This is a genomic window from Variovorax gracilis, from assembly GCF_030317115.1.
Classification (GTDB): Bacteria; Pseudomonadota; Gammaproteobacteria; order Burkholderiales; family Burkholderiaceae_C; genus Variovorax; species Variovorax gracilis.
This window is the reverse complement of the sequence record NZ_JASZYF010000004.1, coordinates 310,919-325,147: the sequence shown is the minus strand read 5'-3', so window position 1 is coordinate 325,147 and position 14,229 is coordinate 310,919. Positions and strand designations below refer to the sequence as shown.

Here is a 14,229-nt window from a genome sequence, read left to right as displayed (position 1 = left end):
ACGAGTCTCCTCTAGAGTTTTTGGGAAATCAGCTCAACCGCCGAACAGCTTCGCCGGCCATATGACCAACCACGGGAACAGAACCATGATGAACATGATCACGAACTCCGCGATCATGAATGGCACCACACCGCGCGTGACGTCGTCCATCGATATCTTCCCTACGCCGGCCACCACGTTGAGCACGGTGCCCACGGGCGGCGTGACGAGGCCGATGGAGTTGTTGATGATGAACAACACGCCGAAGTACACCGGGTCGATGCCTGCGGCCTTCACGATCGGCATCAGCACGGGCGTGAGGATCAGGATGGTCGGCGTCATGTCCATGGCCGTGCCCACGATCATCACGAGCACCATGATCGCGAACATCAGCAGGATCTTGTTGCCCATGAAGGGCTGCAGCAGCCCGACCACCTTCGACGGCAGGTCGGCCACGGTGATGAGCCAGGCGCTCACCATCGCGGCGGCGATCAGGAACATGACGATGGCGCTGGTCTTCGCCGCGCCGACGAAGATGCTGTGCAGATCCTTCCAGGTCAGCTCACGGTAGATCACGGTCGACACGAACAGCGCGTACACCGCAGCCACCACGGCCGCCTCGGTGGGCGTGAAGACGCCCATGCGCAGGCCCACCAGGATGATCAGCGGCAGCATCAGTGCCCACAGGGCGCGACGGAACGCGGTCAGGATCTCGGCCGGCGACTTGCGCGGCGGCGGAATGATCTTTTCGCGACGAACGAGCCACGCCCAGGTGAGCCACAGCGCGGCACCGATCAGCAGGCCCGGCACGATCGCGGCGAGGAAGAGCTTGGAGATCGAGACGTTGGCCGCGACGCCGAAGATCACGAGGCCGATGCTCGGGGGAATGACGGGGCCGATGACGCCGGTCGCCGCGATCAGCCCGCCGGCACGCGCCTTGTCGTGCCCGGCCTTGACCATCATGGGCAGCAGCAAGGCGGTGAGCGCAGCCGCGTCGGCAACCGCCGAGCCCGACAACGCCGACAGCAGGCATCCGGCCAGGATGGTGACGTAGCCCAGCCCGCCCTTCACGTGGCCGACCAGTGCCAGCGCGAAATCGACGATGCGCTTGGACAGCCCGCCGACGTTCATGATCTCGCCGGCCAGCATGAAGAAGGGAACGGCCAGCAGCGGGAAGCTGTCGGCACCGCCGATGACGTTCTGCGCAAGGATCTGTGCATCGAACAAGTCCAGATGCCACATCAGCGCCACGCCGCTCGCCAGCAGCGAGAAAGCGATCGGAATGCCCATCGCCATGGCGAGGAGCAGGGAGCCCACGAAGACAAGGATGGTCATTTCTTGCTCCCGTGCGCGAATTCAGGGGCGGACGCTTTCTCGGGCTCCGATGCCGAGCCGAGGATCTGCTGCAGTTGCACGGCCTCTTCCGACTCCTGGACCATGACGAGGTCCTTCTCGGCAATCTGCCCGGTCAGCAGCCGGTAGAGGTCGAGCGCCAGGATGAACGCGGCCAGCACCGAGAAGACGATGCCCGACGAATAGACCACCGCCATCGACGCCCCGGTGACGGGCGCCGTGACATCCCAGTTGATGCGGGCCTGGGCCACGCTACCCTGGAAGAGCAGCCAGACGATGTACAGCATGACGAGGTGGCCGAGCGCAAGACAGATCTTCTTGCCCGCGGGAGGCAGCCTCTGCACCACCATGTCGACTCCGAGGTGGCCGTGCTCCTTGAGGGCCACGACGGCGCCAAGGAAGGTCACCCAGATGAAGAGCCAGCGCGAGACTTCCTCGGACACGGTGATGCCCGAGTTGAAGCCGTAGCGCAGCACCACGTTGCCGAACACCAGCACCACCATCACCGCGAGGAAGAAGGCGATCACTGCTTCGATGCCGGTGCAGCATCGGTCAATCCATCGATTCATGTTGTTTGTCTCTCTGTGAATCCCGGGCCACGAGCTCAGACCGCTTGCGGGCGCATCAGGCTCCGGCGTCGCGCTGGATCTCGACCAGCGCGCGGAGCGCAGCCAGGTAGGACTGCGGTCCCAGGCCCTGGATGGTGCCCTTCACGGCCGGCGAGATGATCGAGTGCGCACGCCACGTTTCGCGCGCCGCGATGTTGGACATGTGGACTTCCAGCGTCGGGAAGGGCATGGCCTTGATCGCGTCGTGCAGCGGGACGCCATGTTGCGTCAATCCCGCCGGGTTGACCAGCGCACCCTGCGCCTCGTCGATGTTCTTGTGCAGGAAGTCAATGAGGTCTCCCTCGTGGTTCGACTGGATGATCTCCAGCGTCACGTTGAGGTCAAGCGCCAGCTTTTCGAGGCGCGCGTTGATCTCGGCCAGAGTGGTCTTGCCGTAGATGTGGGGCTCCCGGCGCCCGAACAGGTTCAGGTTGGGGCCGTGCAATACGAGGATCTTCATGGGGTGCTTGCCGGTGCGGCTCTTTACTTGCGGATGCGGGCCAGCTCGTCGTTGTAGAGCTTGACGACCGCCGGGTCGTAGCTGGCCGCGAACTTGTCGATGACGGGCTTCGCGATCTGGCGCATGCGGGCCTGCTCGGCCGGCGTGACTTCGTTGAACTGCATGCCCTTGGCCTGCAGGTCGCCCACGGCACGCTGCGCCGCCGCACGGCTCACCTGGCGCTGGTAGCCACGCGCTTCATCGGCGGCCTCGCGCATCCACTTCTGCTCGGTGGGCGAGAGACCGTCCCAGAACTTCTTGCTGACGAGCACGATGTTGGCCGCATAGACGTGGTTGGTCGCGCTCAGGTACTTCTGCACTTCGAAGAACTTGTTCGACAGGATCACCGAGAACGGGTTTTCCTGGCCGTCCACGGCCTTTGCCTCGAGCGCACCGTAGAGCTCCGCGAAAGGCATCGGCACCGGGTTGGCCTTGAAGGCCTTGAAAGTCTCGAGGAACACAGGGTTCGGGATCACACGGATCTTGAGGCCCTCCAGGTCCTCGGGCTTGCCGATCGGCCGCTTGCTGTTCGTGACGTTGCGGAATCCGAGGTCCCAGTAACCCAGCGCGACCAGGCCCTTTTCAGGCAGCTTGGAGATCAGCGTCTGGCCGAGCGGGCCGTCGAGCAGCGCATCCGCCTGCGCGAAGTTGGCGACGGCAAAGGGGAAGTCGACCAGGCCGAACTCCTTGACGATACCGGCCAGCGAGGTCGTGGCCGGCGCGGACATCTGCTGCACGCCGCCCTGCAGCGCGGACTGCTGCTGCATCTCGTTGCCGAGCTGGGAGGCCGGGAATTCCTGCACCTTCATCTTGCCGCCGCTCTTGGCCGCCAGCAGCTCGGCGAAGCGCTTGACGCCGAAGCTCACCGGGTGGTCGGCGTTGTTGAGGTGGCCGAAACGGATGACGCGCTCGTGCTCCTGTGCGAGGACCGGTGCGGCCATGGCGAGGGTCAGGCCGGCCACTGCGAGGGTGCGGAAAAGAAGTCTCAAGACAGTCTCCATATGTGGAAGGTCGACAAACAGCAGCACGTCCTCGGACGAAGAAGAGAAAGGACGAGCCGCCGGAAAACGGCGCGATGATATTCGTTTAGTGGAAAAACTTTCCATTAGTGAAAACACTTTACAAAATGCCAACGAACCGGATTAGGGTCATGCTCCGATCCGGCAACGTCGTCGCGACGCATGCCGGTCCACCGGTCCCCAAGAGATTCCATGAGCTCAATACTCGAACGCAGCTTCAAACTGATGGAGCACCTGGCACGGCACCCTGGCGGGAGTGCACTGTCGGCCTTGGCCGCCGACCTCGAAATGCCACTGAGCGCCACCCATCGGCTTCTGGCCGAGCTGGTGCGCAACGGCTATGTCCGGCAGGACCAGCGCCACGGCGACTACACCCTGACCATGAAGCTGGTGTCGCTGGGACTCAGCTTCCTGAGCAACAGCGGCATCGTCGATGTCGCGCAGCCGCTGCTCGACCGGCTGGCCGCCGAGTCGGGCGAACTCGTGCGGCTGGCGGTCGTGGACGGCGACGAGCTGACCTTCGTCGCCAAGGCGCAGGGCGCGACGCACGGCTTGCGCTACGACCCGGACATGGGCCTTTCCGTCAACCTGTCATGCAGCTCCGCGGGCCATGCGTGGTTCTCGACCATGACGGACGAACAAGCCCTGGAGCTGGTCGCCAAGCAGGGCTTCGGCAAACCGGAAGACTTCGGCCCCAAGGCGCCGACCACGGTCAAGGCCCTGCTGGCCTACATCCGGGCGGCACGCAAGCGCGGCTTCAGCATGATCAACGAGGTGTTTGCGCCCGCCATGGCGGCGATGGCCGCGCCGGTGCGCAGCGGCAACGGCGCGGCCATCGGCGTGATCACCATTGCAGGTCCATCGGTGCGGCTGACGGAGGAACGCATGCTCGCACTCGCCCCTGCCCTGCTTGCGACCGCCTATGACGTCGCCCTGGCCAGCGGTGGCTCGGCCATGTTCAAGCGAAGGGCCTGAAAGCTCGCCCCCAGGCTCGCCCTGCCTTCGACAGTGCGCTGGGCTTGGCTGCGCGTCAGGCGCCCTGCAGCGAGAGCGGGTCGCCGAAGTTCGCCAGCAGCCGCTCTCGGCCGGCCAGCACATGGCGCTCGGCTGCCGCGCGCGCACGAGCGCGGTTCGATGCCGCGATCGCATCGAAGATCGCACGATGCTCCACGTTCGATCGGCGCATGTTGCCCGGCGCGTTGAAGTACTTGCGCCGCACCAGGTGCAACTCCTTCACGTAATCGTCGTAGGCCTGGTGGGCGCGGCGATTGTTCGAGAGCGTGAGGATCAGGGCGTGGAACTGCAGGTTCAGCTCGTAGTAGAGCGTGCCGTCTTCCGCTTCGCAGGCGGCGTCCATCGCGGACAGCAGGTCTTCCATCTGCTTCTTGGTCTCTTCGGTCAGGTGCTCGCAGGCGCGCTCTGCCGCATAGCCGAACATGAGCGCGCGCAACTCGTAGATCTCGACCATCTCGCGAAGCGACAACTGCCGCACATACACGCCGCGATTGGCGACAGCCGTGACGATGCCGAGCCCCGCCAGCACCTTGATCGCCTCACGGATCGGACCACGGCTGGTGCCCATGCGCAGGGCCAGGGCCGCTTCGTTGAGCCGCTCGCCCGGCTTGAACTCGCCGGTGTAGATGAGTTGCTTGAGCTCGCTGACGATGCCCTCCGACAGGGCGGAACCACGGGTGCTGGAAGAAGGAGGAGGCATGCGCAATCCTAACTTCAGACCCTCACTCGACCTTGACGTTCGCGCTCTTCACCAGCTTGACCCAGAATTTTCCGTCCTCGGCCAGGAAGCTGCTGAACTGCTCGGGCGATGACGAGATGGACACCTCGGTCCCATCGCGCGCCAGCGAGGCCTTGACCGAAGGCTGCTGCATCGCGGCGACCGTCGCGTTGTAGATCTTCTGGACGATGGCCGGCGGCGTGCCGGCGGGCACGAACATGCCGTACCAGAACTCGAGGTTGTAGTCGGGCAGCCCCGCCTCCTTCATGCCCGGCAGGTTGGGCACCAGCGGCGAACGCTCCCGCGTGCTCACGGCCAGCGCGAGCAGGCGCCCGCCGCTGGCCATGGGCAGCACCGAGGGCGAGGTGCCGAAGGTGAGCTGGGTATCGCCCGCCATCACCGACTGGATCGCCAGGCTGCCGCCGCGATAGGGGATGTGCGTCATCTCCGCGCCGGTGACCTGGCTGAACAGCGCGGCACCCAGGTGCGGGGCCGAGCCATTGCCCGAGGTCGAGTAGTTGAGCTTGCCGGGGTCCTTCTTCGCCGCCGCGATGAGGTCGGCGACCGAGCGGATGCCGGTGGAAGGGTTGACTGCCAGCACCAGCGGCGAAGTCGTCATCTTCGTCACGGGCGCGAGGTCGCGCGCCGTGTACGAGAGCTTGGGATTGAGCGCCGGGTTGACGGAGATGCTGCTCGGACTCGCGATCAGCAGCGTGTAGCCATCGGCCGGCGCCTTGGCGACCAGTTCCGCCGCGATGCTCGACCCGTTGCCCGGCTTGTTGTCGACCACTACCGGCTGCCCGAGCGCCTTGCCGAAGGCTTCGCTCATGGCGCGTGCCACGTAGTCGGCCGCGCCACCCGGCGCAAAGCCGATAACGAGGCGAATCGGCTTGCTCGGATAGTCCCCGGGCTGCGACCACGCAACGCTTCCGAGCGCGCACAGGCCCACTGCGAGGACGATCTTGTTGATGTTCATGTCTTGTCTCCTGTTGTTCTTGGGATCAGGCCGCGGCCGGCATGCGCAGCACGATCTTTCCGACATGGCCGCCGCTTTCCATGGTCGCCTTGGCTTCCTTCAGTTGCGCAAAGTCGTAGACCCTGTCGATCTGCGGCCGGATGCGGCCGGCCGCGATGTGCGGCAACACGTCCGCCACGAAACCCGGAATCGCTGCCGCGCGCTGTGCCTTGCTGCGCAGCTTGTTCGACACGCCGAACACGGTGAGCCGCTTGGCGTGCAGGGCCGCGAGGTCCAGCTCGGCATGCACCACGCCGTCGACGTAGCCCACCGTGGCGAGCCGGCCTTCGAAAGCCATCGCACGGATGTCTTCCGCGAACACCGTTCCTCCGACCGTGTTGATGACGAGGTCGGCACCGTGCTGGTCCGTCGCCCGCATCACCGCATCGCCGAAGTCCGCAGCGCGCGTGCAGATGGCGAGATCCAGGCCCAGGGTGTTCAGCCGCGCCAGCTTGTCGGCCGAACCCGAGGTGCCGATCACCTTGGCGCCGAGCACCTTCGCCAACTGGAGCGATGCGACGCCCACGCCGGACGACACGCCGTTGATCAGCACCCACTCGCCGGGCCGGAGCCGCCCCTGCAGCACCAGCATGTCGTACGACACGAGGAAGGTCAGCGCGACGCTGGCGGCCTCTTCCCACGACAGACCGGCGGGCTTGGCCATCGCCTCGATCTCCTCCATCAGCGCGTATTCGGAGAAGGCGCCGGAGCACCGCCCCATGACCAGGTCGCCCGCCTTGAAGCGCGTGACCCCGGCCCCGACTGCAACGACCTCGCCGGCACCCTCTCCGCCAATCGCCTTCCAACTGCCGGGCTGGCCGTGCAGGCCATGCCCCGCCACGAATTCGCCGCGATTGAGCGACGCGGCGTGCATGCGCAACAGCAACTGCTGCGGGCCGGGCTGCGGCGGTGCCGTCTCGCGCATCTCCAGCACGGTCGACTCGTCGGTCATCTGCATCCAGTACGACTGCATCATTCGATCTCCTCGTTGTTCCATCGCTATCGGCCCGTGAAGACCGGCTTGCGCTTCTGCATGAAGGCGGTCCGGCCTTCGGTGTAGTCGGCGCTCTCGAAGCAGCCGCGGATCAGGGACGCGCACAGGGCCTGGTCCAGCTCCGGCGAGGGCTTGAGGATTTCGCGGGTGATGGCCTTGCCCGCCGCCACGGTCAGTGGGGCGTTGTCTGCCAGCGCGTTCGTGTACTCGGCCAGCAGCGCGTCGAGCCCCGCCACCGTGGAGACGCGCGTGACGAGGCCCAGCGCCTTCGCCTCCGCGGCGTCGATGCGGCGGGCGGTGAAGAAGAGGTCCTTGGCTGCGCCGGGCCCGATCAGGTCGACCAGGTTCTTCATCGCGGAATAGCGGTAGCCCAGCCCCAAGCGAGCGGCCGGAATCGAGAACACCGAGTCGTCGGATGCAATGCGGATGTCGCAACTGATCGCCACGTTCACGCCTCCGCCGATGCAGTAGCCGCGAATGCAGGCGAGCGTCGGCTTGGGGAAGTCGTGAATGCTCATCAGCGCTTCCTCGGCCATTGCCTCGTAGCGGGTCACGGCCTCGCGCGCGGCGCGCATGTCCTCGAACTGCGAGATATCGGCGCCCGAGACGAAAGCCTTCTCGCCGGCGCCCGAGAACACGACGAGGCGCACCCGGTCGTCGCCCTGCGCGACGTGCAGCAGCGGCGGCACCGCTTCCCACATGTCGACCGACAGCGCGTTGTGCCTTGCCGGATTGTTGAAACGGATGTGCAGCGTGCTGCCGTCGAGCCAGGTCTGGACCCGCTCCGTGGTGGATTCGTAGGTGGGATTCGACATGTCAAAAAACTCCGGTCGCTTTCATGCGGTCGAGGTCGTCCGCGCCGATGCCCAGTTCGAGCAGGACTTCCTCCGTGTGTTCGCCACGGCGCGGGGCCGCGCGGGCAATGGTGCTGGGCGTGCGCTCCAGTTGCATCGGCTGGCCGACCAGCCGTTGCGGGCCCAGGCGGGCCGACACGACGTCCTTGACCATGCCGAGGTGCTCGATCTGCGGCTCCGCGAAGACTTCGCGCATGTCGCTGATGAGGCCGCAGGCCACGCCGCCGGCGTTGAACTGCTCGATCCAGTGACTGCGGTCGTGCTCGGCGAGACGCCGGTTGATCTCGGCGTTGAGCGCATCGCGGTTGACCGAGCGCGAGGGCTTGTCGTGGTAGCGCTCGTCCGTGATCCATTCTGGCGCGCCGAGGATGTTGCAGAAGCGCTCCCAGATCTTGGAGCCGAATACCGCGATGTTCAGGTAGCCGTCGCGGGCCTTGTAGACACCGGTCGGGATGCTGGTCGGGTGGAAGTTTCCCGCCTGGTGCCCGACTTCGCCGTCGATCAGGTAGCGGGAGGTCTGGAAATCCATCATGTAGACCATCGACTCCAGCAACGACGTGTGCAGCCACTGGCCCTTGCCGGACGCTTCACGCTCCAGGAGGGCGACGAGGATGCCTTGCGCCGCGAAGATGCCGGCGCACAGGTCGGCGATCGGAATGCCGACGCGCACCGGGCCGTCGCCCGGCAGGCCGGTGACGGACATCAGGCCGCCCATGCCCTGCGCGATCTGATCGAAGCCGGGGCGCGTGGCGAGCGGACCGGACTGGCCGAAGCCGGAGATGCTGGCGTAGACCAGCCGCGGGTTGTCCGCTGCCAAGGTCTCGTAGTCGATTCCCAGGCGGAACTTCACGTCCGGCCGGAAGTTCTCGACCACCACGTCGGCGCCGGCGATCAGGCGCTTCAAGGTGGCAATGCCTTCGTCTTCCTTGAGGTTGAGCGTGATCGAGCGCTTGTTGCGATGCGTGTACTGGTAGTCGGAGCCGTCCTGTCCGCCCAGGGTGTCGTCGCCGCGCATGTGTTCGGGCATTTGAACCTGGATGACGTCGGCACCCCAGTCAGCGAGTTGGCGGCAAGCGGTCGGGCCGGCACGGACCTGGGTCAGGTCGACCACGCGGAAGCGTTGCAGGGCGGATGAGGCAGGCAGATGGGGCATTCGGGATGAACTCGGAGGGCCTTTGGATGGGCTAGATTGTTTGCACCCATCAACAAAGTGTCAACACTTTTATGAAAAGCGTGGACATTTTGTGAGCCTGTCGTATACGATATGCCGACCACAACGGACTTCCACATGCTGCCCTGGCTCTCCGACCTCCCCTCCGATCAGCTCTCGACCGTGCGCGACATTCCCCTCGCCAAGCTGGTCCGCGACGACATGCTGGCCATGATCCTGCGCGGCGACCTGCCGACGGGCCAGCGCATCAACGAGCCGGACATCGCCGCGCGCCTGGGGGTCTCACGGGTGCCGGTGCGCGAAGCGCTGCGAGAACTGGAGAGCACGGGCCTGGTCGTGGCCCGCAAGCACGCCGGCGTGTTCGTGCGCGAGCCGGATGCCGAAGAGCTGCGGGACCTCTACGAAATGCGCGGGCTGCTCGACGGCTTTGCCGGCCGCCGCGCGGCACGGTTGGGCGACGAGGCACGCATCGCGCTGGCCGATGCGCTCGATGCCTCCATCGCCGACATGAACGCCGCCTTCGCCGCGCACGACGTGCAGCGCTACTACCGCGAGAACCTGAACTTCCACTGGGCCATCGTCGAAGCCGCCGGCAACCACGCGCTGGCGGACACCTACCGCGGAGTAGTGCAGAAGCTGCACCTCTCGCGACTGAAGAATCTTTCGCAGGACATGGGCATGCGCGCCTCGATCGCCGAGCACGTGGCGATCGCCCGCGCGCTTCGCGACGGCGATGTCGCCCGCTGCGAAAGGCTCATGGCACGCCATGTCGGCGATGCCTACATCCGGCTTTCGGGCCTGACGGGCTGACCACCGGCCCCACCTTCAAGACAACCAGGAGACAAGACCATGAAACGACGCGCCTTCGTCCTCGCGCTGCCCCCGACGCTCGCCGGGCTGCACGGACTGGCCCACGCCCAGGGCTACCCGAACAAGCCCATCCGCTACATCGTGCCGGTATCCGCCGGCGGTGGCAGCGACATGATTGGCCGCACCGTGACCGAGCGCTGGGGCAAGGTGCTGAACCAGACCTTCGTCGTGGACAACCAGGCCGGCGGCGGCGGCGTGATCGCGTCGCAGAACACCGCGCGCGCTCCTGCGGATGGCTACACGCTGATGCAAGGCTACGTCGCCACCCACGGCACCGCCCCGGCCACGCGGCGCCTGCCCTATGACGCGGTCAAGGACTTCACGGCCATCGGCATGATCGGCGGCACGCCCAATGTGCTGGTGGTCAACGCCGATGTGCCGGCCAAGGACTTCAAGCAATTCGTCGCCTACGTGAAGGCCAATCCGAGCAAGGTCAGCTACGGCTCTTCGGGCGCGGGCTCGCTCACGCACCTGACGATGGAACTGTTCAAGCAGCAGGTCGGGGTGTTCATGGTGCATGTGCCCTATCGCGGCATCGCGCCCGCGTTCACCGATCTCGTGGGCGGGCAGACGCAGGTGATGTTCCCGGGCCTTGCCGCAGCGATGCCGCACCTCAAGTCGGGGCGCGTGCGTGCGCTGGCCGTCACGGGCCTCACGCGGCATCCCGCGGCGCCGGACGTGCCGACGCTCGAAGAGCTGGGTCTCAAGGGCTTCGACGCCATGCAGTGGTACGGCGTGGTCGGCCCGGCCAACATGCCCGCCGACGTCGTGCGCCAGCTCAACGAATCGCTGAACACGGTGCTCAAGGCGCCGGACCTGCGCGAGAAGCTGTCGGTCGAGGCCGTCGAGCCCATGCCGATGAGCCCCCAGCAGTTTTCCGACTACATCCGCGCCGACATCGCGCGATGGACCAAGCTCGCACGCGACCGCAAGATCGAACTCGACAGCTAGCCCGCCGCGCCTTCTTTTTCCTTTCAACCTTCCAGCTAGAGCTTTCACATGGCACGCAATACCCAGGTCGCAGCAGACCACAACGCCCCTCCCATCACCCGCATCCTGGCCGAGTACGTGGCCGGCCACGCCTCGCGCGGCTGGAGCGACGCGGTGGACCACGAAGCCCATCGCACCTTCCTCAACTGGCTGGGCTGCGCCGTCGGTGCGGCACGCCACGAAGCCGTGGAAGCCGCGCTGGCCGCCGTTCAGGAGTTGCAGCCCGCGCCGCAGGCTGCCGTGCTCGGCCGCGCCGAGAAGGTCGACATCGCGAACGCGGCAATGCTCAACGGCATCAGCTCGCACACCTTCGACTTCGACGACACGCACCTGAAGACGATCATCCATCCGGCCGGCCCGGTGGCTTCGGCCGTGCTCGCGCTCGCCGAGCACACCGGTGCGAGCGGACGTGCGGTGCTCGACGCGCTGGTGCTCGGCATCGACGTGGCCTGCCGCCTGGGCAACACGGTCTATCCCGACCACTACGACCGCGGCTGGCACATCACGGGCACCACCGGCATGCTCGGCGCAGCCGCGGCCTGCGCGCGCCTGCTGGGCCTGGATGCGGACCGCACCGCCATGGCGCTCGGCATCGCCGCATCGCAGCCGGTCGGATTGCGCGAGCAGTTCGGCACCATGACCAAGCCCTTCCATCCCGGCGGCGCGGCACGTGCAGGCCTGATGGCCGCGCTGATGGCGAAGCACGGCTACACCGCGAGCCCGAAGGCGATCGAGGCGCCACGCGGCTGGGCACAGGTGGTGTCCACCAAGTACGCGTGGAACGAAGTCACCGACGAGCTGGGCGAGCGCTTCGAGATCTCCTTCAACAGCTACAAGCCCTTTGCCTGCGGCATCGTGATTCATCCGAGCATCGACGCCTGCGTGCAACTGCGCGAGCGCGGCGTCAAGCCGGAACAGGTCGAGCGCATCGAACTCAAGGTGCACTCGCTGGTTCTCGAACTCACCGGCAAGAAGGAACCCGCCGACGGCCTGCAAGGCAAGTTCAGCGTGTACCACGGCTGTGCGGCCGGCCTGGTGTTCGGCCGCGCGGCCGAAGAGGAATTCGCCGACGACATCGTGAACCGCCCGGACGTCGTCGCGCTGCGCCGAAAGGTCGTGGCGACCGTGGACGACAGCATCGACGAAGCCAGCGCCGACGTGACCGCGGTGCTCATCGACGGCCGCCGCGAGCACGTGTTCATCGAACACGCGATCGGCTCGCTGCAGCGGCCCATGAGCGACGCCGACCTGGAGCGCAAGTTCCACGGCTTGTCCGACGGCATCCTCGGCGCGCAACGGACCTCCGACCTGCTGGCTGCGTGCTGGTCACTCGGCAAGGCTTCGGACGTTCGCGCGTTGACCAGCCTCGCGCGCCCCTGAGCGGCTCGCGCAGACCGGGCCCGCTCGGCGATTCGCGGCGGCATCACTTCATTCCGGAGACAAGTCGATGAAATCCAGAGCGATGTTCCTTGTTCTGCTTCTCATGGGGTTCGCCGCCTCGGGCGCGTCGGCCCAGACCGCCGACACGATCGTGTCGGTGGAAGGCGGAAGGATCCGGGGTGTGACCACCGACGTCGCGGGGGTCACGCTCTACAAGGCCGTGCCCTTCGCAGCGCCGCCCGTGGGCCCCAGTCGCTGGAAGGCGCCGCAGCCGGTGGTGCCGTGGCCGGGCGTGCGGGACGGCGGAGCGTGGCCCAACCGGGCCTATCAGCTCGCCAGCGCCAATCTGCCCGGCACCTTCTATTTCAACGAGTTCTACTGGGATCCGTCGAAGGATCCGAAGGACAGCGAAGACTGCCTCTACCTGAACGTCTGGGCGCCGCAGAGGCCCGCCAGCGGATCGCTCCCGGTGATGGTGTTCTTCCATGGCGGCGGGAACCGGCACGGCAACATCTCAGAGGTCGAGTTCAACGCCGCCAAGCTGGCGGCCAAGGGCATCATCGTCGTGATGCCGGCCTACCGGCTGAACATCATGGGCTTCCTGGCCCTGCCCGGCGCGAAGGACTACGGCGCGGGCAACTTCGCCATCCTCGACGGCGTGGAGTCGCTGAAATGGGTCCAGAAGAACATCCGCGTCTTCGGCGGCGATCCCGGCAAGGTGACGATCGCCGGCCAGTCGGCCGGCTCGCGCAACGTGCGCACGCTGATGTCGACGCCCCTGTCGAAGGGGCTTTTCCAGCGGGCCATCATGCACAGCAGCCCCACCGTCATGGCGCAGCCGAACAAGGCGAACTTCGTGACGCTCGACGACAAGGCGGCCGCGGCCGCGCCGGTGTTCGAGAAGCTCTATCCGGGCAAGACCCTCGATGACTTGAGAAACGTTCCGGCGGAAGACTTCTACAAGGACGATGCACGGGCGGAGCAGATGTTTGCCGTGACGAGCGGAAAGTACGCCGTCATCGACGGCGCCGTCCTGACGAAAGATTCGGTCGACCTGCTCCGTCCCGGGGCACTCAACGGCGTGGACGTCATGGTCGGCACCGTGGCCGACGAGCGCACGGCGCTGGATGGCGCGCCGGAAAAGCAGATGGAAGTCGCCGATTTCCAGGCGTACTGGAAGAAGCTGCTGGGTGACGAGCTGTACACGAAGTACCGCTTCGAGAAGTTGTACCCGGCATCGACGAAGACCGATGCCTACCGCCAGCATCTCAAGGCCCAGGCCGACATGGCGCTGGAGCAGAACCGGATCGCGGGCACGCTCCTGAAGACGCAGAACCCCGGCAGCAAGGTCTACGTCTTCTACTTCGACCATCCCACGCCCGGGCGCGACCGCGAGTACTACGGCTCCTGGCACTCGTCGGACCTCTGGTACGTGCTCAACTCCCTTCGCAACGAGCCCGGCCAGCGCCCGTGGAGCCCCTCCGACTTCGAGCTCGCGGACCAGGCGTCATCGTTCTGGGCCAATTTCGTCAAGACGGGCGACCCCAATGGAGACGGCCTGCCGACCTGGCCCCAGAGCGATCGGGCGAGCAACGGCAGCTACCTGTGGATCGGCGAGAAGTCGACGGGCTCGACCAACGGCTCGCCGTACCACGGCACGAGCGCCGAGAACCGCAACGCGCTGTTCCACGACTACCAGATCAGGTTCTACGGCTTGGACCGCCAGTGAACTTCCGCCAGTTCATTTTTTCAACAACAAGAGAAA

Annotated in this window: 14 protein-coding genes; 5 read left to right on the top strand and 9 right to left on the bottom strand. The window is 66.1% G+C overall.

The window, feature by feature from the left end; translation table 11 throughout:
* Positions 1–33 precede the first annotated feature (33 nt).
* Genes QTH97_RS11400 through QTH97_RS11385 form a run of 4 tightly spaced genes read right to left on the bottom strand, consistent with a single transcriptional unit; the run spans position 34 to position 3,428 of the window.
* On the bottom strand, positions 34–1,314 hold the full coding sequence (locus tag QTH97_RS11400; RefSeq protein ID WP_286568247.1) for a TRAP transporter large permease: 1,281 nt from the start codon (positions 1,312–1,314) through the stop codon (positions 34–36).
* On the bottom strand, positions 1,311–1,901 hold the full coding sequence (locus tag QTH97_RS11395) for a TRAP transporter small permease (protein ID WP_286568246.1): 591 nt from the start codon (positions 1,899–1,901) through the stop codon (positions 1,311–1,313). The genes QTH97_RS11400 and QTH97_RS11395 overlap by 4 nt, the downstream gene beginning before the upstream one ends.
* Positions 1,902–1,956: 55 nt before the next feature.
* Positions 1,957–2,400, bottom strand: a complete 444-nt coding sequence (locus QTH97_RS11390) for a type II 3-dehydroquinate dehydratase (protein WP_286568245.1) — start codon at positions 2,398–2,400, stop codon at positions 1,957–1,959.
* A 23-nt stretch (positions 2,401–2,423) separates the two neighbouring features.
* Positions 2,424–3,428, bottom strand: coding sequence for a TRAP transporter substrate-binding protein (locus tag QTH97_RS11385; protein WP_286568244.1), 1,005 nt, complete (start codon positions 3,426–3,428; stop codon positions 2,424–2,426).
* A gap of 222 nt (positions 3,429–3,650) precedes the next feature.
* Between QTH97_RS11385 and QTH97_RS11380 the strand changes: the two genes are divergently transcribed.
* Complete coding sequence (locus QTH97_RS11380; RefSeq protein WP_286568243.1) at positions 3,651–4,433, top strand: IclR family transcriptional regulator; 783 nt, start codon at positions 3,651–3,653, stop codon at positions 4,431–4,433.
* Between the two features lie 55 nt (positions 4,434–4,488).
* On the opposite strand, the gene QTH97_RS11375 is transcribed toward QTH97_RS11380, so the two are convergent.
* Genes QTH97_RS11375 through QTH97_RS11355 form a run of 5 tightly spaced genes read right to left on the bottom strand, consistent with a single transcriptional unit; the run spans position 4,489 to position 9,206 of the window.
* Complete coding sequence (locus QTH97_RS11375) at positions 4,489–5,172, bottom strand: GntR family transcriptional regulator (RefSeq protein WP_286568242.1); 684 nt, start codon at positions 5,170–5,172, stop codon at positions 4,489–4,491.
* Between the two features lie 22 nt (positions 5,173–5,194).
* The gene (locus QTH97_RS11370; RefSeq protein ID WP_286568241.1) at positions 5,195–6,166 is read right to left on the bottom strand and encodes a tripartite tricarboxylate transporter substrate binding protein; all 972 of its coding nucleotides are present in this window, start codon (positions 6,164–6,166) and stop codon (positions 5,195–5,197) included.
* Positions 6,167–6,191: 25 nt separating this feature from the next.
* Positions 6,192–7,181, bottom strand: a complete 990-nt coding sequence (locus QTH97_RS11365; RefSeq protein ID WP_286568240.1) for a quinone oxidoreductase family protein — start codon at positions 7,179–7,181, stop codon at positions 6,192–6,194.
* A 23-nt stretch (positions 7,182–7,204) separates the two neighbouring features.
* Complete coding sequence (locus QTH97_RS11360) at positions 7,205–8,014, bottom strand: enoyl-CoA hydratase (protein ID WP_286568239.1); 810 nt, start codon at positions 8,012–8,014, stop codon at positions 7,205–7,207.
* 1 nt (position 8,015) lies between these two features.
* Positions 8,016–9,206 (bottom strand): CaiB/BaiF CoA transferase family protein, encoded by a 1,191-nt coding sequence (locus tag QTH97_RS11355; RefSeq protein WP_286568238.1) that lies wholly within the window; start codon positions 9,204–9,206, stop codon positions 8,016–8,018.
* A 111-nt stretch (positions 9,207–9,317) separates the two neighbouring features.
* On the opposite strand from QTH97_RS11355, the gene QTH97_RS11350 reads away from it, so the two are divergent.
* The 4 genes from QTH97_RS11350 (at position 9,318) to QTH97_RS11335 (ending at position 14,193) form a co-directional block, all read left to right on the top strand.
* Positions 9,318–10,034 carry a GntR family transcriptional regulator gene (locus QTH97_RS11350; RefSeq protein WP_286568237.1) on the top strand — a complete coding sequence of 239 codons (717 nt, stop codon included), beginning with the start codon at positions 9,318–9,320 and terminating at the stop codon, positions 10,032–10,034.
* Positions 10,035–10,073: 39 nt separating this feature from the next.
* The gene (locus QTH97_RS11345; protein ID WP_286568236.1) at positions 10,074–11,045 is read left to right on the top strand and encodes a Bug family tripartite tricarboxylate transporter substrate binding protein; all 972 of its coding nucleotides are present in this window, start codon (positions 10,074–10,076) and stop codon (positions 11,043–11,045) included.
* A 48-nt stretch (positions 11,046–11,093) separates the two neighbouring features.
* Entirely contained in the window at positions 11,094–12,464 is a 1,371-nt protein-coding gene (locus tag QTH97_RS11340; RefSeq protein WP_286568235.1) for an MmgE/PrpD family protein, read from the top strand.
* A 67-nt stretch (positions 12,465–12,531) separates the two neighbouring features.
* Positions 12,532–14,193, top strand: a complete 1,662-nt coding sequence (locus QTH97_RS11335; protein WP_286568234.1) for a carboxylesterase/lipase family protein — start codon at positions 12,532–12,534, stop codon at positions 14,191–14,193.
* The last annotated feature ends 36 nt before the right edge of the window (positions 14,194–14,229 follow it).

Excerpts from the sequence above, each read along its gene's own strand:
- QTH97_RS11345 (WP_286568236.1), top strand. The coding sequence starts at position 10,074 with ATGAAACGACGCGCCTTCGTCCTCGCGCTGCCCCCGACGCTCGCCGGG.
- QTH97_RS11380 (WP_286568243.1), top strand. The coding sequence starts at position 3,651 with ATGAGCTCAATACTCGAACGCAGCTTCAAACTGATGGAGCACCTGGCA.
- QTH97_RS11365 (WP_286568240.1), bottom strand. The coding sequence starts at position 7,181 with ATGATGCAGTCGTACTGGATGCAGATGACCGACGAGTCGACCGTGCTG.
- QTH97_RS11335 (WP_286568234.1), top strand. The coding sequence starts at position 12,532 with ATGAAATCCAGAGCGATGTTCCTTGTTCTGCTTCTCATGGGGTTCGCC.
- QTH97_RS11395 (WP_286568246.1), bottom strand. The coding sequence starts at position 1,901 with ATGAATCGATGGATTGACCGATGCTGCACCGGCATCGAAGCAGTGATC.
- QTH97_RS11340 (WP_286568235.1), top strand. The coding sequence starts at position 11,094 with ATGGCACGCAATACCCAGGTCGCAGCAGACCACAACGCCCCTCCCATC.
- QTH97_RS11370 (WP_286568241.1), bottom strand. The coding sequence starts at position 6,166 with ATGAACATCAACAAGATCGTCCTCGCAGTGGGCCTGTGCGCGCTCGGA.
- QTH97_RS11390 (WP_286568245.1), bottom strand. The coding sequence starts at position 2,400 with ATGAAGATCCTCGTATTGCACGGCCCCAACCTGAACCTGTTCGGGCGC.
- QTH97_RS11400 (WP_286568247.1), bottom strand. The coding sequence starts at position 1,314 with ATGACCATCCTTGTCTTCGTGGGCTCCCTGCTCCTCGCCATGGCGATG.
- QTH97_RS11360 (WP_286568239.1), bottom strand. The coding sequence starts at position 8,014 with ATGTCGAATCCCACCTACGAATCCACCACGGAGCGGGTCCAGACCTGG.
- QTH97_RS11375 (WP_286568242.1), bottom strand. The coding sequence starts at position 5,172 with ATGCCTCCTCCTTCTTCCAGCACCCGTGGTTCCGCCCTGTCGGAGGGC.
- QTH97_RS11355 (WP_286568238.1), bottom strand. The coding sequence starts at position 9,206 with ATGCCCCATCTGCCTGCCTCATCCGCCCTGCAACGCTTCCGCGTGGTC.
- QTH97_RS11350 (WP_286568237.1), top strand. The coding sequence starts at position 9,318 with ATGCCGACCACAACGGACTTCCACATGCTGCCCTGGCTCTCCGACCTC.